The 25,431-nt window shown below is 65.6% G+C and carries 26 protein-coding genes, 2 tRNA genes and 2 pseudogenes; 19 read left to right on the top strand and 11 right to left on the bottom strand.

Annotated elements, in window-relative coordinates; translation table 11 throughout:
* Nucleotides 1-25: 25 nt before the first annotated feature.
* Nucleotides 26-2,257 carry a molybdopterin-dependent oxidoreductase gene (locus A5658_RS11175; RefSeq protein ID WP_067334129.1) on the bottom strand — a complete coding sequence of 744 codons (2,232 nt, stop codon included), beginning with the start codon at nt 2,255-2,257 and terminating at the stop codon, nt 26-28.
* Nucleotides 2,258-2,380: 123 nt separating this feature from the next.
* On the opposite strand from A5658_RS11175, the gene A5658_RS11180 reads away from it, so the two are divergent.
* From A5658_RS11180 to A5658_RS11190, 3 genes are all read left to right on the top strand, one after another.
* Nucleotides 2,381-5,506: an adenylate/guanylate cyclase domain-containing protein gene (locus A5658_RS11180; protein WP_255361326.1), complete on the top strand. Its 3,126-nt coding sequence runs from the start codon at nt 2,381-2,383 to the stop codon at nt 5,504-5,506.
* Between the two features lie 74 nt (nt 5,507-5,580).
* Nucleotides 5,581-7,245 carry a patatin-like phospholipase family protein gene (locus A5658_RS11185; RefSeq protein ID WP_067334136.1) on the top strand — a complete coding sequence of 555 codons (1,665 nt, stop codon included), beginning with the start codon at nt 5,581-5,583 and terminating at the stop codon, nt 7,243-7,245.
* Nucleotides 7,242-8,561, top strand: coding sequence for a serine hydrolase domain-containing protein (locus A5658_RS11190; protein ID WP_082993093.1), 1,320 nt, complete (start codon nt 7,242-7,244; stop codon nt 8,559-8,561). The genes A5658_RS11185 and A5658_RS11190 overlap by 4 nt, the downstream gene beginning before the upstream one ends.
* On the opposite strand, the gene A5658_RS11195 is transcribed toward A5658_RS11190, so the two are convergent.
* A complete protein-coding gene (locus tag A5658_RS11195; protein WP_067334216.1) occupies nt 8,558-9,244 on the bottom strand; it encodes a TVP38/TMEM64 family protein in 687 nt (228 codons plus the stop codon). The two genes, A5658_RS11190 and A5658_RS11195, sit on opposite strands and share 4 nt — an antisense overlap.
* Before the next feature lie 46 nt (nt 9,245-9,290).
* Between A5658_RS11195 and A5658_RS11200 the strand changes: the two genes are divergently transcribed.
* Entirely contained in the window at nt 9,291-10,232 is a 942-nt protein-coding gene (locus tag A5658_RS11200; protein ID WP_067334140.1) for a class I SAM-dependent methyltransferase, read from the top strand.
* Here the strand turns inward: A5658_RS11200 and A5658_RS11205 are convergent.
* Entirely contained in the window at nt 10,229-11,062 is an 834-nt protein-coding gene (locus tag A5658_RS11205; protein WP_067334145.1) for an NYN domain-containing protein, read from the bottom strand. The two genes, A5658_RS11200 and A5658_RS11205, sit on opposite strands and share 4 nt — an antisense overlap.
* 57 nt (nt 11,063-11,119) lie before the next feature.
* Between A5658_RS11205 and A5658_RS11210 the strand changes: the two genes are divergently transcribed.
* Nucleotides 11,120-11,488: an STAS/SEC14 domain-containing protein gene (locus A5658_RS11210; protein WP_067334219.1), complete on the top strand. Its 369-nt coding sequence runs from the start codon at nt 11,120-11,122 to the stop codon at nt 11,486-11,488.
* Nucleotides 11,489-11,490: 2 nt separating this feature from the next.
* Here the strand turns inward: A5658_RS11210 and A5658_RS11215 are convergent, their stop codons facing one another.
* Nucleotides 11,491-12,156, bottom strand: a complete 666-nt coding sequence (locus tag A5658_RS11215; RefSeq protein ID WP_067334150.1) for a class I SAM-dependent methyltransferase — start codon at nt 12,154-12,156, stop codon at nt 11,491-11,493.
* Between the two features lie 74 nt (nt 12,157-12,230).
* On the opposite strand from A5658_RS11215, the gene A5658_RS11220 reads away from it, so the two are divergent.
* Nucleotides 12,231-12,674 carry a MarR family winged helix-turn-helix transcriptional regulator gene (locus tag A5658_RS11220; RefSeq protein WP_156751393.1) on the top strand — a complete coding sequence of 148 codons (444 nt, stop codon included), beginning with the start codon at nt 12,231-12,233 and terminating at the stop codon, nt 12,672-12,674.
* 123 nt (nt 12,675-12,797) lie between these two features.
* Nucleotides 12,798-13,151, top strand: a complete 354-nt coding sequence (locus tag A5658_RS11225; protein WP_067334222.1) for a VOC family protein — start codon at nt 12,798-12,800, stop codon at nt 13,149-13,151.
* On the opposite strand, the gene A5658_RS11230 is transcribed toward A5658_RS11225, so the two are convergent.
* A complete protein-coding gene (locus A5658_RS11230; RefSeq protein ID WP_067334157.1) occupies nt 13,148-14,038 on the bottom strand; it encodes a hypothetical protein in 891 nt (296 codons plus the stop codon). The two genes, A5658_RS11225 and A5658_RS11230, sit on opposite strands and share 4 nt — an antisense overlap.
* A 66-nt stretch (nt 14,039-14,104) precedes the next feature.
* Here A5658_RS11230 and A5658_RS11235 point away from each other — a divergent pair, with 66 nt between their 5' ends.
* The gene (locus A5658_RS11235) at nt 14,105-15,202 is read left to right on the top strand and encodes a DUF2235 domain-containing protein (RefSeq protein ID WP_067334161.1); all 1,098 of its coding nucleotides are present in this window, start codon (nt 14,105-14,107) and stop codon (nt 15,200-15,202) included.
* 13 nt (nt 15,203-15,215) lie between these two features.
* On the top strand, nt 15,216-15,770 hold the full coding sequence (locus tag A5658_RS11240) for a phospholipase D-like domain-containing protein (RefSeq protein ID WP_067334165.1): 555 nt from the start codon (nt 15,216-15,218) through the stop codon (nt 15,768-15,770).
* On the opposite strand, the gene A5658_RS11245 is transcribed toward A5658_RS11240, so the two are convergent.
* Both A5658_RS11245 and A5658_RS11250 read right to left on the bottom strand, forming a co-directional pair.
* Nucleotides 15,767-17,470: a sulfatase-like hydrolase/transferase gene (locus A5658_RS11245; RefSeq protein ID WP_067334231.1), complete on the bottom strand. Its 1,704-nt coding sequence runs from the start codon at nt 17,468-17,470 to the stop codon at nt 15,767-15,769. The genes A5658_RS11240 and A5658_RS11245 overlap by 4 nt on opposite strands.
* A 22-nt stretch (nt 17,471-17,492) precedes the next feature.
* Entirely contained in the window at nt 17,493-17,936 is a 444-nt protein-coding gene (locus tag A5658_RS11250; RefSeq protein WP_067334235.1) for an SRPBCC family protein, read from the bottom strand.
* Between the two features lie 79 nt (nt 17,937-18,015).
* On the opposite strand from A5658_RS11250, the gene A5658_RS11255 reads away from it, so the two are divergent.
* From A5658_RS11255 to A5658_RS11270, 4 genes are all read left to right on the top strand, one after another.
* On the top strand, nt 18,016-18,468 hold the full coding sequence (locus tag A5658_RS11255) for a universal stress protein (RefSeq protein ID WP_067334168.1): 453 nt from the start codon (nt 18,016-18,018) through the stop codon (nt 18,466-18,468).
* Nucleotides 18,469-18,585: 117 nt separating this feature from the next.
* Nucleotides 18,586-19,050 carry a cyanase gene (cynS, locus tag A5658_RS11260; RefSeq protein ID WP_067334171.1) on the top strand — a complete coding sequence of 155 codons (465 nt, stop codon included), beginning with the start codon at nt 18,586-18,588 and terminating at the stop codon, nt 19,048-19,050.
* Nucleotides 19,051-19,104: 54 nt separating this feature from the next.
* A complete protein-coding gene (locus A5658_RS11265; RefSeq protein WP_067334175.1) occupies nt 19,105-20,451 on the top strand; it encodes a DUF2254 domain-containing protein in 1,347 nt (448 codons plus the stop codon).
* Complete coding sequence (locus tag A5658_RS11270; protein ID WP_067334179.1) at nt 20,448-21,461, top strand: patatin-like phospholipase family protein; 1,014 nt, start codon at nt 20,448-20,450, stop codon at nt 21,459-21,461. The genes A5658_RS11265 and A5658_RS11270 overlap by 4 nt, the downstream gene beginning before the upstream one ends.
* Before the next feature lie 3 nt (nt 21,462-21,464).
* On the opposite strand, the gene A5658_RS11275 is transcribed toward A5658_RS11270, so the two are convergent.
* From A5658_RS11275 to A5658_RS11285, 3 genes are all read right to left on the bottom strand, one after another.
* On the bottom strand, nt 21,465-22,160 hold the full coding sequence (locus tag A5658_RS11275) for a crotonase/enoyl-CoA hydratase family protein (protein ID WP_067334182.1): 696 nt from the start codon (nt 22,158-22,160) through the stop codon (nt 21,465-21,467).
* Nucleotides 22,161-22,184: 24 nt separating this feature from the next.
* A complete protein-coding gene (locus A5658_RS11280) occupies nt 22,185-23,033 on the bottom strand; it encodes a hypothetical protein (RefSeq protein WP_156751395.1) in 849 nt (282 codons plus the stop codon).
* 65 nt (nt 23,034-23,098) lie between these two features.
* Entirely contained in the window at nt 23,099-23,815 is a 717-nt protein-coding gene (locus A5658_RS11285; protein WP_067334190.1) for an MBL fold metallo-hydrolase, read from the bottom strand.
* 117 nt (nt 23,816-23,932) lie between these two features.
* On the opposite strand from A5658_RS11285, the gene A5658_RS11290 reads away from it, so the two are divergent.
* The 6 genes and pseudogenes from A5658_RS11290 to A5658_RS28745 all read left to right on the top strand — a co-directional run.
* Nucleotides 23,933-24,005 (top strand) — tRNA-Thr (locus tag A5658_RS11290).
* A 52-nt stretch (nt 24,006-24,057) separates the two neighbouring features.
* A tRNA-Met gene (locus A5658_RS11295) sits at nt 24,058-24,131 on the top strand.
* Between the two features lie 35 nt (nt 24,132-24,166).
* A complete protein-coding gene (gene rpmG / locus A5658_RS11300) occupies nt 24,167-24,334 on the top strand; it encodes a 50S ribosomal protein L33 (protein ID WP_003898538.1) in 168 nt (55 codons plus the stop codon).
* 49 nt (nt 24,335-24,383) lie between these two features.
* On the top strand, nt 24,384-24,860 hold the full coding sequence (hadA, locus tag A5658_RS11305) for a (3R)-hydroxyacyl-ACP dehydratase subunit HadA (RefSeq protein WP_067334193.1): 477 nt from the start codon (nt 24,384-24,386) through the stop codon (nt 24,858-24,860).
* The gene (gene hadB / locus A5658_RS11310; protein ID WP_067334196.1) at nt 24,847-25,275 is read left to right on the top strand and encodes a (3R)-hydroxyacyl-ACP dehydratase subunit HadB; all 429 of its coding nucleotides are present in this window, start codon (nt 24,847-24,849) and stop codon (nt 25,273-25,275) included. Before hadA ends, hadB begins: the two co-directional genes overlap by 14 nt.
* 2 nt (nt 25,276-25,277) lie before the next feature.
* A pseudogene (locus A5658_RS28745) lies at nt 25,278-25,373 on the top strand (3-hydroxyacyl-ACP dehydratase); the annotation flags it as partial.
* Here A5658_RS28745 and A5658_RS28060 read toward each other — a convergent pair.
* Nucleotides 25,352-25,431, bottom strand: a pseudogene (locus A5658_RS28060) (3-hydroxyacyl-ACP dehydratase); the annotation flags it as partial. The pseudogenes A5658_RS28745 and A5658_RS28060 overlap by 22 nt on opposite strands.

Raw genomic sequence — 25,431 nt, forward strand, 5'->3', positions numbered from 1 at the left:
AGCAGCCCCCGTAGACACCCTGACGTCAGCCCGCGGGGGCGATGTCGACCGGAATCCCGTTGAGCACAGCGGTTCCCGACAACGGGTCGAGACGATTGCCGTCGTTGAGTTGGTTGACGTTGACCCCGGGTGTGCTAGCCGCGAGCTCCTGGCCCGTGCCGTCACGATCATGGCCCCAGCCGTGCGGCAGCGACACCACCCCGCGCCGGATGCCGTCGGTCACCTCGACCGGCGCGACGAGCTCACCGCCCGGGCCCTTGATGATGGCTATGTCGGTGAGCCCGAGATCGGCGGCGTCATCCGGGTGGATCTGCAGCGTGCACCTGTTGGTGCCGCCGGACAGCGCGGGCAGGTTGTGCATCCAGCTGTTGTTGGACCGCAGATGCCGCCGGCCGATCAGGATGAACCGGTCGTCGCCTCGGCCGATCGAATCGCGCAGCCGTTCCACGTCGGCGATCAGTGGCTGCGGCGCGAGTTCGATTCGCCCCGTTGGGGTTCGGAGCACCTCGGGCACGCGCGGACGCAACGGGCCCAGGTCGATGCCGTGCGGTGTGGCCTTGAGTCGCTCGAGGGTGAGCCCGTCGGGGTTTGCGCCGAACGCATCGCCGTAGGGCCCGAGCCGGAGCATCATGTCCAGGCGTCGTTCGTAGCCGGGACCCTGGATCAGCATTGCGGTCAATTCGTCGACCGCGCGGCCGGCGACGGGGGAGTCCGGGTCGGCAGTCTCCTTGGTCAACGTCGTCGCGATGACCTGATCGTCGACCAGCGCGACATCGCCGTCCGGTGCCAGGCCGTACAAAATCAGCGCGATGCGCGACAGGATCTCCGGCTCGTCGGGCCGCGCATCCAGCGGCAGCGCGGGCGGGGAGTAGCGGACGTTGTTGCGCACCGCAAGGTTATTGAGCGCGACGTCGAAATGGGCGCTTTGCGCGGGCGGGGGCGGGGGCAGGATCACGTCGGCATGCCGGGTGGTCTCGTTGAGGTAGGGGTCGATGCTGAGCATGAACTCGACGCTCTCGAGCGCGCGGTCGAGCCGATCGCCGTCGGGCGCTGACAGCACCGGGTTTCCGGCGATGGTGATCATCGCCTTGATCTGGCCCTCGCCCGCGGTGTCGATCTCCTCGGCGAGCGCAGCGGCGGGGAGTTCGGACAGTGCCTCGGGGTAGCCCGAGACGCGGCTGTGCCAACGCCCGATGCGAAATCCCTTGCCCGGCTTCGGCGGCCGGGGTGCGGGAATCGTCGCACCCAGCGGGAACATCGCTCCGCCCGGCCGGTCGAGGTTTCCGGTCAGGACGTTGATCACGTCGACCAGCCAGCTGGCGACAGTGCCGAATTCCACTGTGGACGTCCCGATTCGGCCGTACACGGCTGCCGTCGGCGCCGCCGCGATCTCGCGGGCCAACGTGCGAATGTCATCGGCGGGTACGCCGCAATGCGCAGCGACGGTCTCCGGTGCGAATTCGTCGGCCAGCGCGCGGACCTCGTCGACACCGTTGACGTGCTCGGCGATTCCGCCGAGATCCGTTGCGACAAGGCCGTCTTCGAACAACACGTGCACGATGGCGAACAGCAGAGCTGCGTCGGTGCCCGGTCGCGGCGCGAGGTGGCGGTCGGCCAATTCGGCCGTGCGCGTGCGGGCGGGGTCGATGACGATGAGCTTGCCGCCGCGTTTGCGCAACGCCCGCAGCTTGCCGGGGAAATCGGGAGCGGTGGCCAGACTTCCGTTGGACACCAAGGGGTTTGCACCGATGATGACCAGATAGTCGGTGCGGTCGAGGTCGGGCACGGTGAAGGCGACGGGGCTGCCGTACATCAAGCCGAGCGCGACGTGCTTGGGCATCTGGTCGAGGGTGCTCGCGCTGTACACCTGCCGGGTGCCAAGCCCGCGGATGACCAACGGCGCGTACAGGCTGCCCCCGATCGTGTGTGCGTTCGGATTGCCGAAGTACACGCCGACGGATGGGCCGCCGTGCTCACGGATGACCGCGCCCAGGCGGTCTGCGACGACGCCGTACGCTTCGTCCCAGCTGGCCTCGGTCAGCACCCCGTCGCGCCGGACGAGCGGCTGGGTCAACCGGTCGGGATCGTTGTCGAGCTCGGCGAAGCTCGCCCCCTTCGGGCAGATGAAGCCGGCGCTGAAGACGTCGTCTCGGTCGCCCCGGGCGCCGGTCACCCGCCCCTCGGAGATCGTCAGCGTCAGGCCGCAGGTGGCCTCGCACAGGGGGCAGATCCGCAGGGCGGTCCTGGTGTCAGACATTCCCGCATCATGCTCCTGCTATTGGCACCGCGTAAACAGCGAGCCCAAGGTGCCAATATGGCGGACTTCGTTGACCAGCGGTGACACGATGCTGACGTGGACCTGGTCTGCGGCTCCTGTGGCGTGCCATCTAGCTCGACGGCACGGTTCTGCAGCTCGTGCGGCGCGCAACTGGTGCGCGCCGCCCGGTCGGCCGAGTACAAGCAAGCCACCGTGCTGTTCGCCGACGTCGTTCATTCGATGGACATCGCCGCGACGGTGGGCGCTGAGCGACTGCGCGAGATCATGTCGGAGCTGCTGGACCGTTCGACCGCGGTGGTGGAACGGTATGGCGGTACGGTCGACAAATTCACCGGTGACGGACTCATGGCGATATTCGGCGCCCCGACCACATTGGAAGATCATGCGTTCCGCGCATGCCTCGCGGCATTGGACATCCAACGCGCACTGGCCGGCCTTTCCAAAGACGTCGAGAGCCGCGACGGTGTCGGACTGCAGTTGCGGATCGGCCTGAACTCGGGGAAGGTCATCGCTGGCGAAATCGGTTCTAACAGCTCAAGTTACACGGCGATTGGCGAACAGGTTGGTGTGGCTCAGCGGATGGAGTCCGTCGCTCCGCCCGGTGGGGTGATGCTGAGCGATTCGACGGCCAAGTTAGTCGGGAGCAGCGTCGTCCTGGGCGAGCCCGAAGAGGTCGTCGTCAAAGGTGGAAAAACGCTAATCGCCAGAAGGTTGATGGCCATCGGCGACTATCAGAACCGTCGCCAGACCGAATCGAAACTGGTTGGTCGCACCTGGGAATTCACGACGATCAGAAACATCCTCGACGAGGCGCTCGCCGGGACGGGATGCGTTGTCAACATTGTCGGCCCGCCCGGTATCGGCAAGAGCCGATTGGTTCGTGAGACGGCAGCGCTCGCCGGTGCCCGCGGTGTGCCGGTGTTTAGCACCTACTGCGAATCGCATGCCAGCGACATCCCTTTCCACGTCGTAGGGCGGATGTTGCGCGCGGCAATGGAAGTCGATGGGCTCGACCCTGACACCGCGCGTATACACATCCGCGAACGGTTTCCGTGGGCGGACCCCGAGGACCTGCTTCTCCTCGACGACATGTTGGGCATCCGTGATTCGTCCACGACGCTACCGGAGATCGCCCCGGACGCACGGCGGCGACGGTTGACCGCGCTGGTCAATGCCGGAGCACTGGACCGGCCGGAGGCGGCGGTGTACGTCATCGACGATGCGCACTGGATCGATGAAATCAGCGAGTCCATGCTGGCCGAGTTCATGGCTGTCACGCCCCAGATCCCCTCGTTGGTTATGGTCACCTACCGTCCGGAATATCAAGGTGCGCTTAGTCGTATCCCCGGTACTCAGACAATTGCGTTGCGGCCGTTGAGCGATGCTCACACCAGGGCGTTGACAACTGAGTTGCTCGGCGCTGCTACGACGGACGAACTGGCAACACAAATTTCCGGTCGCGCGGCCGGAAATCCGTTCTTCGTCGAGGAGATCGTGCGTGATCTCGCAGAACGAGGGCTGCTGCGTGGCCAGCCCGGTGCCTACCAACTGGGCGGTGACGTCGCGGATGTCGACGTACCGGCCACCCTGCAAGCCGCGATCGGCGCGCGTATCGATCGCCTTGGGACACAGGCCAAACAGACCTTGAATGCTGCGGCGGTCATTGGAGCGCGTTTCGACACGAATCTGCTGGCCGCGCTCACTCCCGACGTGGACGTGGCGCCGCTTATCCAGGCGGAACTTATCACTCAGGTGAGGTTTGCACCGGACGCTGAGTACGCGTTCCGCCATCCGCTGATCCGCACGGTTGCCTATGAGTCACAACTTAAATCTGTTCGTGCCCAATCACATCGACGCCTCGCCGCAGCGATCGAGGCCCGCGGCTCGGCAGACGAGAACGCGGCGCTGATCGCTGAACACCTGGAAGCGGCAGGAGACTTGCAGCTGGCCTTCGCCTGGCACATGCGCGCCGGAACTTGGTCCGCTTTTCGTGACATGCGCGCGGCGCAGACCAGCTGGCGACGGGCTCGGCAGGTCGCTGATCGGCTACCGCATGGTGACCCCAATCGTTTGGCCATGGCCATCGCGGCCCGCACGCAATTGTGTGCGCAGGCATACCGGCTGGGCGGCAGCGGCGCCGACCCCGGCTTCGAAGAGCTGCGTGAGTTGTGCACCGCAGCGGGTGATCGGTATTCGCTCGCTGTTGGGTTGTCGGGCCATGTGACGTGGATGGATATGAAAGCGCGCCGCCGTGATGCATCACAGCTTGCCCAAGAGCTCATCCAATTAATGGAGGCCATCGACGATCCGACCTTGACGGTTGCGCTGTCCTTTCCGGCAATGATTGCCAAGCACGAAACCGGAGAAATGGCCGAGGTGCTTCGATTGGCCCAGCGTGCCATCGACCTTGCTGAGGGCGATCTCGCAAAAGGCAGGCTGGTCACTGAATCTCCCTTGACGTTGGCGATCGCCATGCGCGGTTTCGGCCGATGGTGTCTGGGCGTCGGGGGCTGGAAAAGCGACTTCGAGCAGTCCATCGCGACCGCCAGTGGGCTGTTAGTCGACCCCGCGACGCTAGGCGGGGCCATGTGGTTTTCGTATGTCCCCTCGATCCCGTACGGGGTGCTACTTCCGGATGAGACGGCACTGCGCAATTCCGCAGAATTCCTGTCGACATCGGAACAATCAGGCGACGACCTGGCCGTTGATCTGGCCCGGACGATTCACGGCCTCGCCCTGACATATCAGGACGGTCCCGCGCGCCAACGCGGCTTCGAGTTGCTCGTTAGAGAGCGAGAGCGCTGCGTGAACAACCAGTTCGCCTTGACCAACCTGCCTCTGATCGACACACACATCGCCCGGGAAAAGGCGCGCACCGGCGATCCCGGAGGCGCCATCGAATTGGCTCGCACAGTCGTCGACGAGCTGTTCGCCAGCGGCGGTTGCATCTGGACCGCATTGGCCGTCAGCATCCTGGTGGAGGCACTGCTGCAACGTGGTGGTCAGGGTGACCTCGACGAGGCCGAGAACACGATCGAACAGTTGGCAGCCGTGCCCACGGATCCGGGATTCGTAGTGCACGACATCACGCTGTTGCGGCTGCGCACGCTGCTGGCCCGCGCTCGCAGAGATGAGGGCGCCTACTCCGACTTTCGTGACCGCTACCGGGCAATGGCGACGTCGTTGGGCTTTGAGGGCCACATGAAGTGGGCGGAAGCGATGCCGTGACAGCTAGCTCGGCTGGCTCGACGGGCTAGCGCTGGCCGCGTGGCGGTAGCCGGTGGGATTGTAGGTTGAGCCTCATGCAGATCCCGTTCGCCGACACGCTCCTCGGCCGGCTGGGCCGACGCGACGCCGGGCTGGAGATGGTCGAGGAGATCGAAGAAGACGAGCCCAATCTGCTCTCCGCCGAGCCCGCCCTGCTTCTGCAGCGGATGGAAAACCGGCTGATCCGACACCACCTCGCCGAGCCCGACGTGTTGAGCGCCGACGAGCTGCGCAAGCTGCGCTACATCCTCAACTTCGCCCGACTCGCCGACTTCGAACCGGGCGCCGCGGGCCCGGGCGGGAGCCGCGGCCGCGGCGACGTCTCGGTCGGCCCCGAAATCGCACCCTGGCGATCGCGCGTCGCCGACGCTCTCTACGGCCCGCTGCGCGAAGAGATCGATCCCGTCACGGCGCTGCAAACCGCACGCGACGCGCTGGACACTCTGGCCGCCGACCAGGACGACCAGCGGCAAGTGCTCATTGAGCGCCACGGAAACGACTTCTCTGCAACAGAATTGGACGCCGAGGTCGGATACAAGAAACTCGTGACGGTCCTCGGCGGCGGTGGTGGTGCGGGATTCGTCTACATCGGCGGGATGCGGCGGCTCCTGGAAGCCGGCCAGGTGCCCGACTACATGGTCGGTGCGTCGATCGGCTCGATCCTGGGCAGCCTGGTGAGCCGCGAGTTGCCGGTGCCCATCGAGGAATATGTCGCCTGGGCAAAGACGGTGTCGTATCGCGCCATCCTGGGACCCGAACGGCTCCGCCGCCGCCACGGTCTGGCCGGCATGTTCGCGTTGCGTTTCGACCAATTCGCCGGCGCGATGCTCAGCCGCGAAGACGGGCAGCGAATGCGCATGTCGGACTTGGCGATTCCGTTCGACGTAGTCGTTGCCGGCGTGCGCAGGCAACCGTATACGGCGCTGCCGTCGCGATTCCGCCGCCCGGCACTGGCGGCACTGAAGGGGCGGTCGGTGCCGTTTCGCCCGATCGGCATCGGCCCGGTGGTCGGCGCCCGGATGTGGCAGGTGGCCGCCTTCATCGACCTGCGGGTCGTCAAACCGATCGTCATCGGCGCCGACGTTCCGGGCCGCGACTTCGACGTCGTCGATGCCGCGTCGTTCTCCGCGGCCATTCCCGGTGTGCTGCACCACGAGACCACCGACCCGCGGATGATCCCCCTCCTCGACGACCTCTTCGAAGAGGAGGACATCGCCGCCCTCGTCGACGGCGGCACCGCCAGCAACGTCCCGATCCAACTGGCGTGGAAGCGCGTCCGCGACGGCCGCCTGGGCACCCGCAACGCCTGCTATCTGGCATTCGATTGCTTTCACCCGCAATGGGATCCGCGCAATCTCTGGCTGGTCCCTATCACCCAGGCGATCCAGCTGCAGACGGTCCGCAACCTGCCGTACGTCGACCACCTCGTCCGATTCGGGCCGACACTGTCGCCGGTGAACCTAGCCCCCTCCGCGCTCTCCATCGACCGCGCGAGCCGATGGGGACACGACAGCGTCGACCAAGCCATCCCGCTGACGACCGCGCTACTGAAGCCGACGTGGTGGGTAGGCGATGGCCCGCCGGCCCCCAAGCCGAAGGCCCCGCCCAAGTCGGTCGCGTCGCCGATGAGCGCGGTGATGGCCGCGATTCACGCACCGACGAGCCGGCTGACCCGCTTGCGGGACCGCTACCTGACATGAAGCGGGCAGCCGTTGTCATCGTAGTCGCCTTGCTGGTGTGCGTGGTGGCGGCCTCGACCCGGTACGTCGTTACCCGACGGGGAATACCCGCTCCCACAACCGAATTCGCGCCGATCTCGAGGCTGATGAACGATGCGATCGCGGCCGACAAGCTACCCGGCGGCGTGGTGGTGATCGGGCACGGCGGCCGCACCGTCTTCCACCAGGCGTACGGCTCGCGCAAGCTCGCGGGCGAACCGGGGTTGGACGGGTCGCCCGCGCCCGCCGAGCCGATGACCGAAGACACTATCTTCGACATCGCGTCGTTGACGAAGGCGCTTGCAACCGCGACCGCCGTCATGCAGCTCTACGAGCACGGCAAGGTCGCGTTCGACGAGCCCGTCCAGACCTACCTGCCGGACTTCAACCCGGCCAACGATGAAGAGCGGCAACGAGTTACCGTTCGTATGCTGCTGACGCACACGTCCGGCGAACCGATCGACGTCGACCTCAAAGACCCGTGGGGCGTGGACGCACCCGACAAAGCGGAAGGCATTCGCCGTGCGCTCACCGCACCGCTGCAGTCGCGGCCAGGCGAGGTCTTCCGCTATGCCGACATCAACTACATCCTGCTCGGCGCGATGATCGAAAAGCTCACCGGCCAAACAGAAGACGACTACGCCCAGCGGAATATCTTTGGGCCACTGGGTATGGCCCAAACCTGGTTTCGGCCGCCGGCCAACCTGGTGCCTCGCATCGCGCCGACGGCCATCGATCCCGACACCGGCCGCCTGCTTCGGGGCACCGTGCATGACCCGACGGCGCGCCGCATGGGCGGAGTGGCCGGGCACGCCGGGGTGTTCTCGACGGCGCACGATGTGGGCGTTTTTGCGCAGGCCCTGCTCGATCGGCTTGCCAACCGCCCCAGCAGGTTTCCGCTCACACAAGCGAATCTGGCCGCGATGACGACACCTCAGCAGCCCGGACATCACGCCGGGCAGGTCGAAGCCGCCAACGATGCCATCCGGAAGGCCGTCGCGGCGTCGCCAAACACGACTGATCCGCTGCTCGCCCCGCACTATCCGGCGATCGACGGCCAGGAGCTGTTCGGCTTCGGCTGGGACATCGACACCGACTTTTCCAAGCCGCGCGGGCTGATCTTTCCCGTCGGCAGCTTCGGCGCCACCGGCTTCACCGGAACCTCGCTGTGGCTCGACCCCGGCTCGGATACCTACGTCGTGCTGCTCACGAACGCGATTCATGTGCGCGGCAGCGCACCCATCTCAGGTCTGCGCGGCGACATCGCCACCGCGGCAGCCCAGGCGCTGCGGCTCTAGACCTCTGTGGTCTCCGGGTCTCTGCCTCCGCGCCACTTCCGGAATCCCTGCCGCGCGGCGAACGCTCCCACCACCGCCGTCACGCACCACACCGCGATTGCCGCGTAGGCCAAAATCGGCGACTTGTTTCCAATCGACGCACCTAGAGCGGTATAGACGAACGCGCGCGGCACCGACCCGATGAACGCGCCAACGGCCATCTGCCACAACGGAACGCCGAACGCGCCGAAGGCGTACGAGGCCAGCGCGTCCGACAGGCCGGGAATGAAGCGCTGCCCGACCACCGCCCAGAGCCCGCGTCGCTGAATCAGCGCGTCGAGCCGATCCGCCCGTGAAGCGCCCAGCAGCGCCCGCGCGCTGTCCCGTCCGGCCCGACGGCCGAGGAACGCCGCCACCACCGCGGTGCCGACCGTGGCGCCCAGCGTCACGAACACGCCGAGTAGCGGACCGAACAGCAGCCCGCTGCTGGCCGCCAGGATCGGGCCGGGCACGAAGATCGCGCCGAGCCCCGCCGACAACACCACATACGTGACAGGCGCCAGCGGGCCCGTCGCCTTCACCCAGCCCCGCACGTCCTCGATGTTCACCACGTGCCGGACGGCCAGCAAATAGAACATCACCGCCAGGAACGCGGCGAAGACGGCGAGCCGGATGACGTGCGACCGTCGGGTGGGGAAGGTCATGGTGACCGTGATTCTTCCGTAAGACCGGCTCACGTAGGGTCGGGACGTGGCGAGAACCGATGACGACAGCTGGGAAATCACCGAGAGCGTGGGAGCGACAGCGCTGGGGGTGGCCGCGGCACGCGCGGCGGATACCGAGAGCAGCGATCCGCTGATCAACGACCCGTTCGCGCGGGTGTTCCTCGACCGCGTGGGCCATGGCATGTGGGACTGGTACGGCGCTCCCGAGCTGCCCGCCGCCGTCGTCGAGGCCGAACCCGACATGCCGCAGCGGATGCAGGCGCTGGTGAGCTACTTCGCTACGCGGACAAAGTTTTTCGATACCGCGTTCATGGACGCCGCCAACGACGGGGTCCGGCAGGCGGTGATCTTGGCCGCCGGCCTGGACGCGCGTTCGTGGCGGCTGCCGTGGCCCGATGGCACCACGGTCTACGAGCTCGACCAGGACCGGGTGCTCGACTTCAAGCTCGAGACCCTGCACGAGCACGGCGCCGAGCCGATCGCCAACCGGGTTCCGGTCGCGGTGGACCTGCGCCAAGACTGGCCAACGGCGTTGCGGGAGGCGGGTTTCGACGCGCAAGAACCGAGCGTCTGGTCGATCGAAGGCCTGCTGATGTACCTGCCGGCCGCAGCGCAGGATCTGCTGTTCGAGCGCATCCAGGAGCTGGCGGCGCCCGGCAGCCGGATCGCCGTCGAGGGCCTTGGCCCCGAATTCGCCGTCCCCGAACTCCGTGATTTCCGCCGTGAGCGGATGGATCGCGTCCGGGAGCTGATTGCCGAGGCGGGCTCGCCGCTCGAAGTCCCCAAGACCGACGAGCTGTGGTACTTCGAAGAGCGCGAGGACGTCAGCGACTGGCTGCGCCGCCACGGTTGGGCCGTCACCGCGACACCGTCCGACGAGCTGATGGCCAGCTACGGCCGGCCGTCACCCGAAGGGCTCGAAGAGGCCTCGCCGACGCACTGGTTCATCTCGGGCCGGCGCACCTAGCGCAGCCGCACCATCCGCGTCGTCGAACTCTCGTCCAGCTCGACCACATCGGTGCGTGACCGCAGAAAGTCGCTGAAAGACTTGAAACCCAACGACTTTTCGCTGAACGACGGGTCCATCCGCTTCATCTGCGCCTTGACCGCGGAGTTGTGCAGCCAGTCGACGTCATCCTTCTCGGTGCCGATGCGCAGCGCGCGGGTCAGCAGCGCGGTAGCGCCCGCTTGTGCGTCGGGCGCGGGAGGTTCGTCGGCCTCGGCCTTCGTCCGGCGCGCCTTTGGCTCGGGCACCGGCACGCCAGGCAGCGCATCGTAGATGACGAAGTCGTCGCACGCCGCCGCCAGCGCCTTGCTCGACGAGCCGGCCACCCCGACACCGACCACGTAGCGACCGAGTCGCTTGCAGCGCTGCGCCAGCGCGATGTAGTCGGAGTCGCCGGCCACGATCACCACATGGGTCAGGTCGGGCAGGCGGAACATGTCCTCGACCGCGTCGACGGCCAGCCGGATGTCGGCGCCGTTCTTGCCGTAGGCCGCCGCCGGAAACAGTTGCACCAAATCGACTGCGCGACCGACCAATTGCTCGCGGTAGGTGTTGTTGACCTCCGAGGACCAGTCGGCGTAGGCGCGAGTCAGCACCAGCGTGCCGAACGACGAGGCGAAGTCGATGATGGCACCGACGTCGACGGTGGCCTTGGCCAGCCGCTCCTCCTTCAGCCCCTTGGCTTTGTCTTTCTGGAACGAGCTGCGGCCGTTGACCTGGTCATATCGCGAGATCACGATGTTGTCGAAGTCGAGGTACACCGCGACCCGGTCCGCGTCGGCATCTGTCATTGGTCCAGTCTTGACCATCGTTGGCCTGGTGAGCGTGATTTGCGGATAGTGGATGTCATGATCGAACTACTGCCAGATATGCGCAGCGGAGTGACCGGTGTTCGGGTGTCGGGCCACCTCGGCGGCGACGAGCTGCGCGAGGTCAAACCGACCATCGAGGACATGCTGAAGACCGACGAGATCAGGATCGTCGAGGTGATCCCAGACGATTACGAGGGCTTCGGGCCCGGCGGGTTGGTCGAAGACCTGAAGCTGGGTTTCAGCACCGTCTGGCCGCATCACGCGAATTTCAAGCGCATCGCGGTGGTATCCGACAAGGCGTGGGTCGGACACACCCTGCACGCGTTGGCGTGGATGATCCCCGGCGAGCTCGCGATCTTCAAGCTCGACGAGCTCGACAAGGCCAAGGAATGGGCCGCCGGGTAGCGTTACTTCCTCAGCCAGAGTTCGACGCCGATATCGACGCGCCGAATCTCCTTGCTACGGAATGGAATATCGGCCAGCATCCGTTCGAATTGCCCTTCCGTGTACGCTCGCTTCAGTAGCAGCAGCCGAAATGTGGCGAGCGTCATCCAGCGGCTGATCGTACTCAGACCGATCGAGCCGAAGTAATCGTTGATCTCGGACATCGGCACGTCTTTGCGCAGGTCCACAACCAGCGCCGTACCACCGGGGCGTAGCACGCGGTGCATCTCCTCGAGCGCCGTGTGCGGCTCGGAGAAGTTCTTGAACGCCGCACTGCATGTCAGCAGGTCGAAACTTTCGTCGGCGAACGGCATCGCCGAGGCATTGCCCTGGCGGAAGTCGGCCTGGACGCCGGCCTCGGCGGCATTCGCGTGGGCCAGCTCGACCATCGTCCGGCTGACGTCGAGTCCGGTCACGCGATAGGTCCCGCCCTTGGCCATTTCGATCGCGACGAAGCCCGGGCCGGGCGCCACTTCCAGCACGTCGCCGCCCTGCGGCAGCACGGTGCGGAGCCGTGCGGCCAGGGCCCGGAAACGCTCCATGTCCTTGCGGGTGCTCTTGTCGTACCAGCGCGCGATGGCGCCTTCCATGCCCATACCCCGGTAGCCTTTGACCGTCGCGGCCGTCATGCTGGGGTTTCCTTTCCTCAGATGATAAGTATCTTATTTAGTAAGCTAGTTTGAGGATAGGCGGATTGAAGCCAGTGTCAAGGTCAGACCGCGCTGGGTTGCACGAGGCGGTGATCAGCAGCCTGAGGCAATTCATCGCGGGTAGCATTCTCTACAACCAGCAGATCGCCGACCGAGTTGGCTTGCGCCTCACCGATATGCAGTGCATCAACGCGCTCGAGCTCATCGGACCGTCGACGCCGGGGGAGTTGGCCCGCTTCACCGGGCTCACCACCGGCGGCGTCACGGTGATGCTCGACCGGCTGGAGAAGGGCGGCTACCTCAAGCGCGAGCCAAACCCGCGTGACCGCCGCAGCGTGCTGGTTCACCTCAATCCCGCGAAGGTCAAGAAGATGCAGGCGTTCTACGGAGAGATCAACGAGCGCATGGGCGCTCTGCTCGATGCGACGCCCGAACGTGAACTGCGCTCGTTTTTGACGCTGTTGTCCAAAATGAATGCGTCGCGCGCCGACGGCTAGGCCGCTGCCGCAACAGCTTCGGCGCCCCAAATGTGTCATTAGCGTATGAACGCCGGCCGAATGCGGGAATGACCATGGCGACGCGAGTTACCGTGGCAAACACGCCCGATGAAGGAGGCTCCGATGAGTGATTACCAGGTCAAGCTCATCATCCTGTCGACCGACGATCTCGACGATTCCATCAAGTTCTACAGCGAAACCCTCGGCATGGGTCTGAAGTTTCGCGACGGCGCCCACTTCGCCGCCCTCGACGGCGGGCCCGTCACGCTGGCGCTGGCGACCGACGTCGACCACCCCATTCCCGGGCAGGTCGTGGTCGGCATCAAGACCGACGACGTCGATGGTGCGGCCAAAGCCGTCGAAGATAGCGGCGGCGGGATCGTGAAGGGCCCGTACGACGACGCCCACGAGCGCCGCGCAGTCGTCTACGACAACAAGGGCAACGGCATCGTCTTCTACAAGCCGCTGAACCGCTAGCCGCCCAGATGGGCGCTGCCGTCGTCTAACTCGTTGCGGCGCAACGCCATCGGCGTCATCGCCGGTACATCACCGGCGGCCACCACGACGCGGGTGATCGGCGTGATCGCCTGAAACAGTGTCTCGACCTCGTCGTCGCTCAAAGCGTCAAGCACGCCGACCGCAACCGCGTCGGTGGTGGACTCGACATGGTCCTTCAATTCCCGCCCCGCGTCGGTCAGCGACCCCTTGTCGTCGAGCAGGCCCCGTGTCGCAAGCTGACGCTCACGCAATGCCCACTCCTCGTCGTCGTAGTCGCGGGTGCGGGCGATGTAGTCGCGCGGGATGGCGCCCGATGCGGCATGCAGGACGTTGCATTCCCGGCCGGTCACGCCGGCGGCGGCCAGCACCGCGTTGTGCGTGTCGCCACGCTGCTCGCGCAGCAGGGTGCAGGCATGCCAGAGCGCGGCAATCGGCTCCTCGGGCCAGGGCAGCGCGCGGTTCGCGGCGAACAGCGGCCGCCCGGACAACGGCGCCTCGCGGGCCGCCCTGCCGAGCAATTCCGCTGCGGTAGCGACGTTTTCGTCCGCTTCCAGGCCGTAGCCCCGCAGCACTGCGACCGCGGTCTCCTGCCGCACGCGTAACGCTTGCTCGGGGCCGGCGATCGCCCAGGCCGCCGGGAACACCTTGGCCACCCGCGAGGGAGCGAAATTGTAGAAGATCGCCGTCACGACCTCGGGCGGCACCGTGCCCAGCGGCGCAGAGCGCGCGGCGAAATAGCCCATCCAGTAGCCCTTGTAGCCCAGCCCGTCCAACGCCTCGCGCACCGAGGGCGCGAAGTAGGTCACGCCGTGGATGGGTTCGAACCGATCGAGTAAGCGCCGCGCAAGCTTTGGTTCTCTATGCATAAAACCTGAGCCTAGGTGTTGGCGAAGTCCCCGACAACGCCGTTTTCGGGACGTAAAGTCCCGCAGATGACGCAGGCACCGCCAGGTAAGCGGATCGTCCTGTGCTTCGACGGCACCGCGAACCAGATCGGCGCCGGCAACCTCACCAACGTGGCCAAGCTGTTCGAGATGCTGGAGAAGAACAACCCCGGCCAGATGGCCTACTACGACCCCGGGGTGGGGACGCTGGCCCCGGCACACACGTCGCTGCCCAGCACGCTGGTCCTGTTCTTCGAGCAGGCCTTCGGCATCGGCCTGAAACACAATGTGGCACAGGGATACAAGTACCTGATGCAACACTGGCGTCCCGGCGACGCGGTGTACATGTTCGGCTTCAGCCGCGGTGCCTATACCGCGCGGGCGCTGGCCGGCATGTTGCTTCGACCCGGACTGCTGCGACCCGGCTCGGAAAACCTGCTGCCGTACGCGGTCGAAAAGTACGCGATCAACCGGTATTTCACCAAGGACGAATACGACAACTGGGCCGAGTTCGCCCGCGCCTTCTGCTGGCGCACCGAGAACGAGCCGCTGTTCGCTACCGTGCGGCTGAACAGCCCGAATCAGGTGTGGCACTACGCCGTACCGGTGGCCTTCCTCGGTCTGTGGGACACCGTGAAGGCCGCCGGTTTCCTGCGTTTCGGCAACCTGCGGTGGCCGTACACCCGCGCGCTGTCCAACGTGGCTCGCATCCGTCATGCCGTCTCGATCGACGAACGCCGCCGCCCCTACCGCGAATACCTCGTCGAACGACACCCGCTCGGACTCGAAGAGCGCTGGTTCGCCGGCGTCCACGCCGACGTCGGCGGGACATTTGCCGACCATCGGCTCGCCACCATCGCGCTGAAGTGGGTCACCGACGGCGTCGTCGGCGAACTGGCGATCAACCCCGAGGCCTACCGGCGGCATTGCGCGGTGGCCGAGGACTTTGCCGACGCACCGATCCACGACAACGGCTGGCTCTGGTACCTGCTCGGGTGGCGCAAACGTCCTATGGGACCAGATGCGCTGGTGCATCCCAGCGTGCTGGTCCGGCGCCGCGACAACCCGGACTACCTGCCGGACCTGACCGCCGAGCAACTCGAGCGAAGCGCCGAGCCCACCAACTGGACCGACCCAGCGTTGTAGAGGAGCAATCGCCATGGCACTGAAGTCGCTGACCGAACTGGACAAGTACAAGGCCGCGCCGTTTCCGCCGGGGTACCCGGACAGCACCCGAACGTTCTACAGCCCGGTCGATCAAGTGCACGCGGCGCTCAAGGACCTGTTGGTTTCCGCGGACAAGAGCATCGTGGTCGCGATGTACGGCTACGACGATCCGGAACTGAACGAGGTGCTGCGCTCATCCTTGGAGGACGAAAAGATCTATGTGCAAATGAGTCTCGACTCCACCCAAGCTAAGGGCAAGGCCGAACAGGTCCTACTCGATCCATGGCTCAACCACAAGATCGGTAACAGCATCGCGATCGGCCACAGCGAGAAGTCGGCGATCATGCACCTGAAGATGGTCCTCATCGACGGCGTCGACGTCGTCACCGGCTCGACCAACTGGTCCACCGGCGGAGAAACGAAGCAGGACAACCAACTCACCGTGATCCGCGACCCGCTGGTCTGCGCGGAAGCGCGCTCCCGCCTCGACATCATCCACGACGGCATGCTCAAGCAGATGGCCGCGCTGGCCGCCAAGCAACGCTAACGGTTCACCCGAGACACATACGGCCACGGCCGGTTTCGCTCCGGAATAGAGCTGGCCCGGGCCTGTTTCAGCTGAGTCCTCAAGTGCTGGCGCAGCTCATGCAGCTCTGGGTCCGACCATCGGTTGTGGGCTTCGATCGGATCCTCGGTGAGGTCGTAGAGCTCCCACTGGTCGTCGAGCGGGCTCATCCGATACGCCTCGCCGCCAAGCCCATTCGCTGCCAGATGACGCACGCCGGGCTCGGTCCACGTCGCCGGGTCGTCGAACGTGCGGACCAGCTTCCACAGCCGGCCGTCGACACGAACCACCAGACCCTCGAAGTTCGACCCGACGTGTGCGGGCACCCGGATCCGAATCAGCGCAGGCGGATTCGCGGTTCGTCGCAACCGGCGGGCCATCGCGGAGGCGCCGGTATCGCCCTCGAGGATATTGTCGCGGGTCATGATGTACACCGCGCGATCGTCGTCGGGCGGTCCGCCGTCGACCACCGGCAGCAAGTTCTGGCCCGGCAGCGGATGCACCTCGGAGAACGACGCGGCCAGAGTCGCGGCTGCCGCGCTGACGTCCACCCCTGCCGCCGCGAGCAGCGTCGGCAGCAAATCGACATGCGACGTCGGCGCCGTGACCGCTCGCGCCGATGTCGCCCCGGCGCCGATCCGCGCGATCACCAACGGCACCCGGGTCGCCTCGTCGTAGAGGTTGAACCATTTCTGATGCAAACCACCATGTGCGCCAAGCAGATCGCCGTGATCGGACGTTCGCACCAGCACCGCATTGTCCGACCCGCCATCGGTGACTGCGCGGCGCACCCGGTCGATGGGACCGTCGACCTCGGCGTGCAGTCGGTAGTACAGGTCGCGGTAGCGCTGGGCGTTGCCGCGATAGGCCCGCTCGATCAGCGGCGCCGGCCCGTAGCCCGTCGCGTAGGCCTCCCGGAATGCGATCTGCGCGGCGGGCTTGCTCGCCAAGTCTTCGTCGGCGGTCGGCGCGGCGGGCACGTGCGGTGGATCCAGCGGCGACGGCTTGATCGGGCTGCGGCGCAACCAACCCGGGAACAGCACGATGTCGTGCGGGTTGACGAAGCTGGCCACCAACAGGAATGGTCGCAGCGCTGACGGGTCCCCGGCGCGCCGCCGCGCATACCGGTCGATCAGCCACGTCACGACCCGATCGGCGACCAGCGGATCGCGGCGCACGCCGGCGTTACCCGGTAGCGCGCCGTGCGGCTCCGGCCCGACCCATCCCGAAAAGCCAAACGGACCAAGGGGATCGGCGTCCAGATATCGCCGCACAGCGTCATGGTCGACGTCGCCGTCCGCGTCGTTGGTCTGCAACACGGTGCCGTCGGCCTCGTGCAGATCGGCGTGCGAGATGTGCCACTTGCCGTCGTAGTGGGTGTCGTATCCCGCGGCGCGGAACCAGTTGCCCATTGTCGGCACCTCGCCCTCGCGCAGCCAGCGCATCCGCGAGTCGTCGGGCATCTTGCCCAGGCCGTCGGTCTGGGTGACGCCATGCAGATCGGGATAGTGACCGGTGAAAATCGTTGGGCGACTGGGTGCGCACGCCAGCGATCCGGTGTAGTGCCGCGTGAAGCTGACGCCGTGCTCCTCGAACCACTTGCGGCCGTGCAGGGTTCGGTCGCGCCACGCGAGTACGTCGGGTGACTCGTAGGGCGGGACCGCGCGTTCTTCGTCGGTCATCAGGATGATCACGTCGGGCTGACTAGTCACGAGGTTTCTCCAATTGGCGCGCCAGGCCGGCGAGCATGATGTCGGACTGTCGGGTTTGAACGCGGCACACCATCCGCTCGGCGACCTTCTGCAGTGGGCCCGAACCGATTTCGACCGTGCTGGTCAACGTGACGACCGTGCCGACTCCGGACGGCCGCAGGCTCCAGCGGTTGGCGAACCGGCGGACCCGCTTGGGCAACCCGTCGACGTCGTAGGCGAGCGCGCGCAAGGGGTCGAACTCGGTGATCGTCTCCACCAACGCGTTGCGGCCGATCTGCACCCGCCGCGTCGTGCCCAGAGGCTCGTCGCCGTGATTGAGGATGCACGAGTGGTCGATGTTGTTCGCCCATGCGCTGATCGAGCCGAAGTCGGCGAGCACCTCCCAGACCGCGTGCGGGTCTGCCGCGATGGTCCGGCTGCGGTCAATGGCGGCCACCGCCTCACCGTACGCGGTGGCTGAGCGCATTTCTGCCGAAATATCGGGCGCTGATGTACGGCGGCGTTACGGTCACCAGATGACGACCTACAAGACGGTGCTGGTCGGCACCGATGGTTCGGCGTCTTCGCTGCGGGCCGTCGAGCGGGCCGGAAAAATCGCTGCCGACACCGACGCGAAGCTGATCATCGCCACGGGCTACCTGCCCGAGAAGGACGACACCCGCGCCGCCGACGTGCTCGGAGCGGAGGGCTACAAGGTCACTGGTGCCGCGCCCGTGTACGCATTGCTGCACGACGCGCACGACCGGGCGAGGGCGGCCGGAGCCAGCAAGATCGAGGACCGATCGGTCAAGGGCACCCCGGTTCACGCGCTGGTGGACCTCGCCCAGGAGGTCGGAGCCGATCTGTTGGTGGTCGGCAACGTCGGCCTCGACACACGGGCGGCGATCATCGGCCGGATGTTTTCGGTGCCCGGCGCTGTCGCGAGCCACGCCAAGATCGACGTCCTGATCGCGCACACAAGCGACTGACGCTGGTGCTGGTAGCACCCAGGTCGACGTTGGCGTGCTGGTTACTCGACTTTTCTCGCGCTGCCGTCGATCTCGGCGACACTTCGCCTGAAGGCGCAGCGTGGTTCGGAATCCCGCATGCTGGTGACCATGACGCGCAACGAGATCACCGAACAGATCGTGGTGGCCCGCCTGGCCAAGGGGCTGACCTGGCAGCAGTTGGCCGACGCGATCGGCAAACCGGTCGTGTGGACCACCTCGGCCCTGCTCGGCCAGCACCCGATTCCCGCCGAAGCGGGCAAGGTGCTGGTCGAAATGCTGGGTCTCGATGAGTCGGCGATCCCGGTGCTGGCGGCGGTACCGATGCGCGGCGGACCGCCCGCGGCGCCCACCGATCCGACCATCTACCGCTTCTACGAAGCGCTGCGGGTGTACGGCCCGGCGCTCAAAGAACTCATCCACGAGAACTTCGGTGACGGCATCATGAGCGCGATCAACTTCAGCGTCGACCTGCAGAAGAAGCCGCACCCGTCCGGCGACCGCGTCGTGGTGACATTCGACGGCAAATTCCTTGCCTACGACTGGGTTTCGGCACAGCCGTAAAGAATCCGTCAAGACGCAAGCAGTGAGCCCCGCGCGCGCCTAACGTCTTGTCGAATGCGCGGTCCATACACCGAGGCCGATTGGCGCCGCGAAGCGCTGCGTACCAACCTGTGGTTGATTCCGGTGGTCGAAACGGTCGCGGTGGTCCTGTTGTTCGCGGTCACCTACACCTTCGATCGTTCCGCCTATGACGGGGTGATCCACTACCCGTCGTGGGTGCTCAGCGGCACCGCCGACGTCGCGCGCGTCCTGCTGGCCACCGTTGCCGCGGCGATCATCACCGTGGTCGGCATCGTCTTCTCGATCACGATCGTCGCGCTGACCCTGGCCTCGACGCAGTTCGGTCCGCGGATGCTGCGCAACTTCGTCCGCGACCCGGGGACGCAGCTGTCGCTGGGCACGTTCGTCGCCAGCTTCTGCTACGCGATGATCGCCCTGGTGTCGGTCGGTGGCGGACCACACGGCGACTTCGTGCCGCATCTGTCGATCACCACGACTCTGGTGCTCACGCTGTTCGACGTGGCGGTGCTGATCTACTTCCTCAACCACATCGCGACCATGATCCAGCTCCCGGTGGTGATCGCGAACATCGCCACCACGCTGGTCAACGAGGTCACGGCGATGGAGAACTCCGACGCGTTCGGCGTCGGCGCGGCCCGCGGCCCGTCGCACGACGAACTGCTCAACCGGCTGGCCGACGAAGGTGCCTCCATTCGCACACCCCGCAGCGGCTATCTGCAGGTCATCCGGCACGACGTGCTGGTCAAGATCGCCACCAAGGCCAACGCGGTCGTGCAGCTGCCGCACCGGCCGGGGCATTTCATGGTCGCCGGCCAGGTGATCGCCAAAGTATGGCCGCCGCAAGCCGCCGGCGCGGTCGCGGAGCAACTCGCACTCGGACATGTCGCCGGCGCGTATCGCACACTCCCACAAGATGTTTCGTTCGGATTCGACCAATTGGTCGAGATCGCGTTACGCGCACTCTCACCGGCGGTCAACGACACCTTCACCGGGATGACCTGTGTCGACTGGATCGCCGATTGCCTATGCCGGATCGCCCCGATCTGGCACCCGCACCGGGTCCGCCGCGACGCCGAGGGCGACATCCGCGTCATCGCCTACCAGCCCAGCTTCGACCGGCTCGTCGAGCGGACCTTCGACACGATCCGTCAGGCGGCAATTGGCATGCCCGCCATCATGATTCGACAACTCGACGCCATCGCCAAGGTCATCGAGCAAGTCCCGGACCGGCAACGACGGACCGCGTTGATCCGTCAGGCCGAAGCGATCCAACGCTCGAACCTCGCCACCGTCGCCGACCCGTCCGACCGCGACGACGTCACCCAGCGCTACGAGGCAGTCTTAAAACTTCTCACCCCAGCCGTTACCGTGGGGGCGTGACCTCCGAACTCAAGGCGGACCTCGTCCTCTCGGGTGGCGGCGTCAAGGGCATCGGGCTGGTCGGCGCGATCGTCGCGCTGATGGAAGCGGGTTACGCCATTCAGCGTGTTTCGGGCACATCGGCCGGCTCGGTCGTCGGGGCGATCCTCGCCGCGGGAACACGGGGTAGCGAGCAGTTATCGCCCGACCAGGTCAAAGATCTGGCGATGACGGTGCCCTATCGCAAGTTTCTCGATCCCACACCGATCACCGGCGTGCCGTTTGTCGGCCCCGCCTGGGGTGTGCTGAGCCAAGAAGGTATCTACAAGGGCGATTTCGCGCACGACTGGATCCGTGCGCAACTGCGCGACCTCGGTGTGCGCACGTTCGGTGATCTGGCCGTCGACGACAACCAGCTGTTACCGGAACGGCGCTACAAGCTGGTGGTCACCGTCGCCGACGTGACGACCGGCCAGATGGTGCGGTTGCCGTGGGACTACCGCAGGCTCTACGGCCTCGACCCCGACGAGCAGTCGGTCGCCGATGCCGTGCGGGCGTCGATGTCGATTCCGTTCTTCTTCCGTCCGGTCACGCTGAAGAGCGCCAGCGGCGTGACATCCACGTTGGTCGACGGGGGTCTGCTGTCAAATTTCCCGATCGATTCCTTTGCCCGGGTCGACAACAAACCACCGCGCTGGCCTACCTTCGGCGTCACCGTGCTGCCGAATCTCCCTCAGGGCAACGACAAGATCATTCCGGCGCTGACGCCGTTGCGCTGGTTCGGCGGGCCGACGCTGCTGGAAGACCTCGTCACCACGATGATCGTCGGTCACGACCAGGCGTACCTCAACCAGCCGTGGGTCAGTGCCCGGGCAATCCGGGTCGACTCGACCGAAGTCGGATTTCTCGACTTCAAGATCTCGCAGCCGCAAATGGACGCACTGTATGGCCGTGGCCACGAAGCCGCGGAAACTTTCCTGTCTAACTGGAACTGGGACGACTACTTCGAACGCTACTGGCGGCGCCGCTAGCGGCTAGGCCTCGAATTCCTTTGCCATGTTGTCGATTCCGGCCCGAATGCCGGCGAGCGCTTCGGCCCGCGTCCGCAGCTTGGTAGCGACGTGGGCGTGCCGCTTCAACGCGGCGAAATCCCTCGCGGCTTCCTCGGCGCGGCTGAGCACCATGTCGGGCAACACGATCTCATCGACCCACCCGGAGGCCACCGCCGTCTCACCGAAGAACGTCTTCGCCAGCCCGGCCGACTGCTGGAATGCCGCGCGCGTCAGACGCAGCTTCATCACCTCGAGCGCCGCGTAGGGAATCGTCATACCGATCGCGACCTCGTTGGCCTGAATGTTGTACGCCGGGGCCGCAATTCGGTGATCGCCGCTCGCCAGCAGGAAAGCGCCCATCGCAATCGCATGGCCGGTGCAGGCCATCACCACCGGCCTGGGAGACGACAGCAGCCGGTGCGACAGCTCGAAGCCGCCCTTGAGCATGTCGACAGAGGCCTGCACGTCACCGGAATTGAAGATCTTGAGGTCGAACCCGCCGCTGAAAACCCGGTCGTTGCCGGCGATCACGACCGCGCCGGCGTCGTCGCGGTCGGCGTGGTCGAGGGCCTCCTGCAGTGCCTGCTGCATCGTCGGGCCGAGCACATTGACCTTGCCGTCGTCCATGGTGATGAACGCGATGGAATCGTCGAGACGATAAGTGACTGGACCGCTCATAGCAGCGATTGAATCAGACCGCAGCTAGACCCGTTCGCCGCGGTGCTTGCCGAGTGCTTCTTGGGCGTTGCCCCAGCGGAGGCTGACGTCGGTGGGCGGCGCCTCGATCTGCCGGCTGCGCCACCGGTCCTTGGTCTCCTCGACCGCGCGGTTCATCCGCTCGATCTCGGTGCGGAACACGTCCGCACGAGTCTCCTTGGTGGCGTAGTGGAAGTAGGTCAGCAGGCTGCGCAGCAGCTCCAGCTTCTGCTTCTCCCGCTTGGCCAGGTCGTGGTTGGTCATCAACTCGATGCGCTGTACCGGCGGCAGCGACGCCCAGTCGAGTACCACCTTGGTCTCGTACGGTCGGCGGCGACCCTGCCAGAATTTCCAGCCGCGCGGGACATCGGCCCGGTCGTAGTAGGTCACGGTGCCGGGGAAACGCGACTCGATGCCCTCGCCGAGCTCGCTGCGGTCGAGCGCGGAATCCCAGACCGTGCGCCATTCCTGCCCGGGCGCCAGCGTCGGCAGCTGCTTGGGGAGTTGGAGCTCGACGACGTCGGCGTAGCCGTCGCTGGCGTTCTCGTACTCGGCGACGGTGGGCGGCTGCGGGAACGTGAACGAGACGTCGTAGGCCGACGTCTTACCGAAGTTGCGAACCACCAGCTCGATCACGTGCCAGTCGGCGGCATGGGGTTCCATGAACATGCTGACGTGCGGGCGGTTTTCTTCCGATGCCAGACGACGATTCCGACGGATTTGCACATTGGTGTACACGAGGGCAATCACGCCCAGCGCGAGCAATGCCCAGACGGCCCACGCCAGCCAGGTAGCGGAGCCGACGCCGGCCACCTCATGCCACCGATCGCGGATCCATTCCATCGAAGAAGCCATCGCTTTCGCCTACATCACGCGCTTGGTCGCGTGAAAATTCTTTCGAGAGCTCGTATCCGTTTCAGCTATCCACCCATCAGGGTTCGCCACTGCTCCAGATTTGCCACGCGGTAAACGTAATTTGAACGCTTGACCTCAGACAACGAGGCGCTTGGCTCCACCGAATACCAGTGTCCGGGAAATACTGTCGGATCACCCGATAGCTGTGCAAGTTTTTGCAGACTGCGAAATATCTCGTCGGAATCGCCGCCGGGAAAATCGGTCCGACCGCAGCCTTCCAAGAAAAGGGTGTCACCGGCGACCAACCGACCGTCCAGTAAGAAACACTGGCTGCCCGGCGTGTGCCCGGGGGTGTGCAGCAGTTCGATCTCGACATCGCCGACGTTGACTTTGTCGCCGTTGTGATGTGAGGTGAGATCGCTCATCGGAATTCCGGTAATGCGCGAAACAAACAGGGCCTCTTCGGAATTCACGTGGATGGGGACGCTGACCCGCTCCATCAGTTCGGCGAGGCCCTTCAGCTCGAAGCCCATCATCGAACCGCCCACGTGGTCGGGGTGATGGTGGGTGACCAGCACGCCGGACAGATGCATGCCGTCGGCCTCGAGCGCGTCGACCAGGTCGCCGGCGGCGTAGGCGGGGTCGACCACCACACAGTCACCGGTCTGCCGGTCGCCGATCAGGTAGGCGAAGTTGCGCATCTGGGCGGCGATGCCGTCGCCCTGGGCGAAGTCGCGGCCGGAGAGCAGTTGGCGGAAGTACAGCTGGTCTGTATCAGGCACGCAAACAGCCTATGCGGGGCCGCGACGAGGGGTAAACCTCACCGTTTGGTGCCCCCGCGGACCAGGCTGTACCCTCTTTTAGGCCCGAGGCATGACCGTAACGGTCATTTCGGGTGCGCCCCCTTAGCTCAGTCGGTAGAGCGTTTCCATGGTAAGGAAAAGGTCAACGGTTCGATTCCGTTAGGGGGCTCGGCGGACGCCAGGCAGGCAGGCGGGCCAGAACGAAGGCAAAGCAGTCCCGAGGCGGTGTAGCTCAGTTGGTTAGAGCGAACGACTCATAATCGTTAGGTCGCCGGTTCAAGTCCGGCCATCGCTACAAGACAACAACGAAGACCGGAAAGAAGAACCGACGTGGCCTCCAGTACCGACGTACGGCCCAAGATCACCTTGGCGTGCGAGGTGTGCAAGCACCGCAACTACATCACCAAGAAGAACCGTCGCAACGACCCCGACCGGTTGGAGCTGAAGAAGTTCTGCCCCAACTGCGGCAAGCACCAGGCACACCGCGAGACCCGCTGACGCTCGTCGTCAGCTGTCTACTCAGACTGACTAGGTAGGTTCTAGAGCTGTGTCGTTGGGCCAAAAAATCGTCGGAAAGCACTATCGCTACCCCGACCATTACGAGGTCGAGCGGGAGAAAATCCGCGAATACGCCGAAGCCGTCAAGAACAATGACGCCGCCTTCTTCGAGGAGAAGGCCGCCGCCGAGTTGGGTCACGACTCGCTGCTGGCGCCGCTGACGTTCATCTCGGTGTTCGGCTATCGCGCGCAGAGGTCGTTCTTCGAGTACGCCAACATCGGTATCCAAGACGCTCAGATCGTGCACGTCGACCAGGTCCTGAAGTTCCTGGTGCCGATCAAGGCCGGCGACAAGCTGTTCTGCGACGTCTACGTGGACTCGGTTAGGCAGGCCCACGGCACCGACATCATTGTGTTGAAGAACATTGTCACCAACGAGGCGGGTGACCTTGTGCAGGAGAGCTACACGACCCTGGCGGGACGTGCCGGCGAAGGAGAAGAGGGTTTCAGCGATGCCACTGCGTGAATTCGACTCGGTGAAGGTGGGTGACCAGCTCCCGGAGAAGGTCTATCCGCTGACCCGTCAGGACCTGGTCAACTACGCCGGCGTCTCCGGCGACCTGAATCCGATCCACTGGGATGACGAGATCGCCAAGATGGTCGGACTCGACACCGTGATCGCCCACGGCATGCTGACGATGGGTCTGGGCGGCGGCTTCGTCACCTCATGGGTCGGCGACCCCGGCGCGGTCACCGAGTACAACGTGCGGTTCACCGCCGTGGTGCCGGTGCCCAACGACGAAAAGGGTGCCGAGATCGTCTTCAGTGGCCGGGTGAAATCGGTTGACCCGGACAGCAAGTCGGTGACGATCGCGCTGACCGCCACCACCGACGGCAAGAAGATCTTCGGCCGGGCGACCGCGTCGGCGAAGCTGGCCTAGCCGTGGCGATCAATACCGACATCCTCGGGATGGTCTGGGAGTACCCGGACAGCTTCGTGGTCGGTCGGGAACAGGTGCGCAGCTTCGCCGACGCGGTCGCCCGGCCGAAGATCTTCTTGCCGTCGGTGGTGGCGGTCAGCGCGATCGTCACGGACT

The organism is Mycobacterium sp. 1245111.1 (assembly GCF_001673405.1).
In the GTDB taxonomy this organism is placed as follows: Bacteria; Actinomycetota; Actinomycetes; order Mycobacteriales; family Mycobacteriaceae; genus Mycobacterium.

Coding starts and splice junctions, on each gene's coding strand:
- A5658_RS11175 (WP_067334129.1), bottom strand. CDS start 2,257: ATGTCTGACACCAGGACCGCCCTGCGGATCTGCCCCCTGTGCGAGGCC.
- A5658_RS11185 (WP_067334136.1), top strand. CDS start 5,581: ATGCAGATCCCGTTCGCCGACACGCTCCTCGGCCGGCTGGGCCGACGC.
- A5658_RS11190 (WP_082993093.1), top strand. CDS start 7,242: ATGAAGCGGGCAGCCGTTGTCATCGTAGTCGCCTTGCTGGTGTGCGTG.
- A5658_RS11195 (WP_067334216.1), bottom strand. CDS start 9,244: ATGACCTTCCCCACCCGACGGTCGCACGTCATCCGGCTCGCCGTCTTC.
- A5658_RS11205 (WP_067334145.1), bottom strand. CDS start 11,062: ATGACAGATGCCGACGCGGACCGGGTCGCGGTGTACCTCGACTTCGAC.
- A5658_RS11210 (WP_067334219.1), top strand. CDS start 11,120: ATGATCGAACTACTGCCAGATATGCGCAGCGGAGTGACCGGTGTTCGG.
- A5658_RS11215 (WP_067334150.1), bottom strand. CDS start 12,156: ATGACGGCCGCGACGGTCAAAGGCTACCGGGGTATGGGCATGGAAGGC.
- A5658_RS11225 (WP_067334222.1), top strand. CDS start 12,798: ATGAGTGATTACCAGGTCAAGCTCATCATCCTGTCGACCGACGATCTC.
- A5658_RS11230 (WP_067334157.1), bottom strand. CDS start 14,038: ATGCATAGAGAACCAAAGCTTGCGCGGCGCTTACTCGATCGGTTCGAA.
- A5658_RS11235 (WP_067334161.1), top strand. CDS start 14,105: ATGACGCAGGCACCGCCAGGTAAGCGGATCGTCCTGTGCTTCGACGGC.
- A5658_RS11240 (WP_067334165.1), top strand. CDS start 15,216: ATGGCACTGAAGTCGCTGACCGAACTGGACAAGTACAAGGCCGCGCCG.
- A5658_RS11245 (WP_067334231.1), bottom strand. CDS start 17,470: ATGACCGACGAAGAACGCGCGGTCCCGCCCTACGAGTCACCCGACGTA.
- A5658_RS11255 (WP_067334168.1), top strand. CDS start 18,016: ATGACGACCTACAAGACGGTGCTGGTCGGCACCGATGGTTCGGCGTCT.
- cynS (WP_067334171.1), top strand. CDS start 18,586: ATGCTGGTGACCATGACGCGCAACGAGATCACCGAACAGATCGTGGTG.
- A5658_RS11265 (WP_067334175.1), top strand. CDS start 19,105: ATGCGCGGTCCATACACCGAGGCCGATTGGCGCCGCGAAGCGCTGCGT.
- A5658_RS11275 (WP_067334182.1), bottom strand. CDS start 22,160: ATGAGCGGTCCAGTCACTTATCGTCTCGACGATTCCATCGCGTTCATC.
- A5658_RS11280 (WP_156751395.1), bottom strand. CDS start 23,033: ATGGCTTCTTCGATGGAATGGATCCGCGATCGGTGGCATGAGGTGGCC.
- hadB (WP_067334196.1), top strand. CDS start 24,847: ATGCCACTGCGTGAATTCGACTCGGTGAAGGTGGGTGACCAGCTCCCG.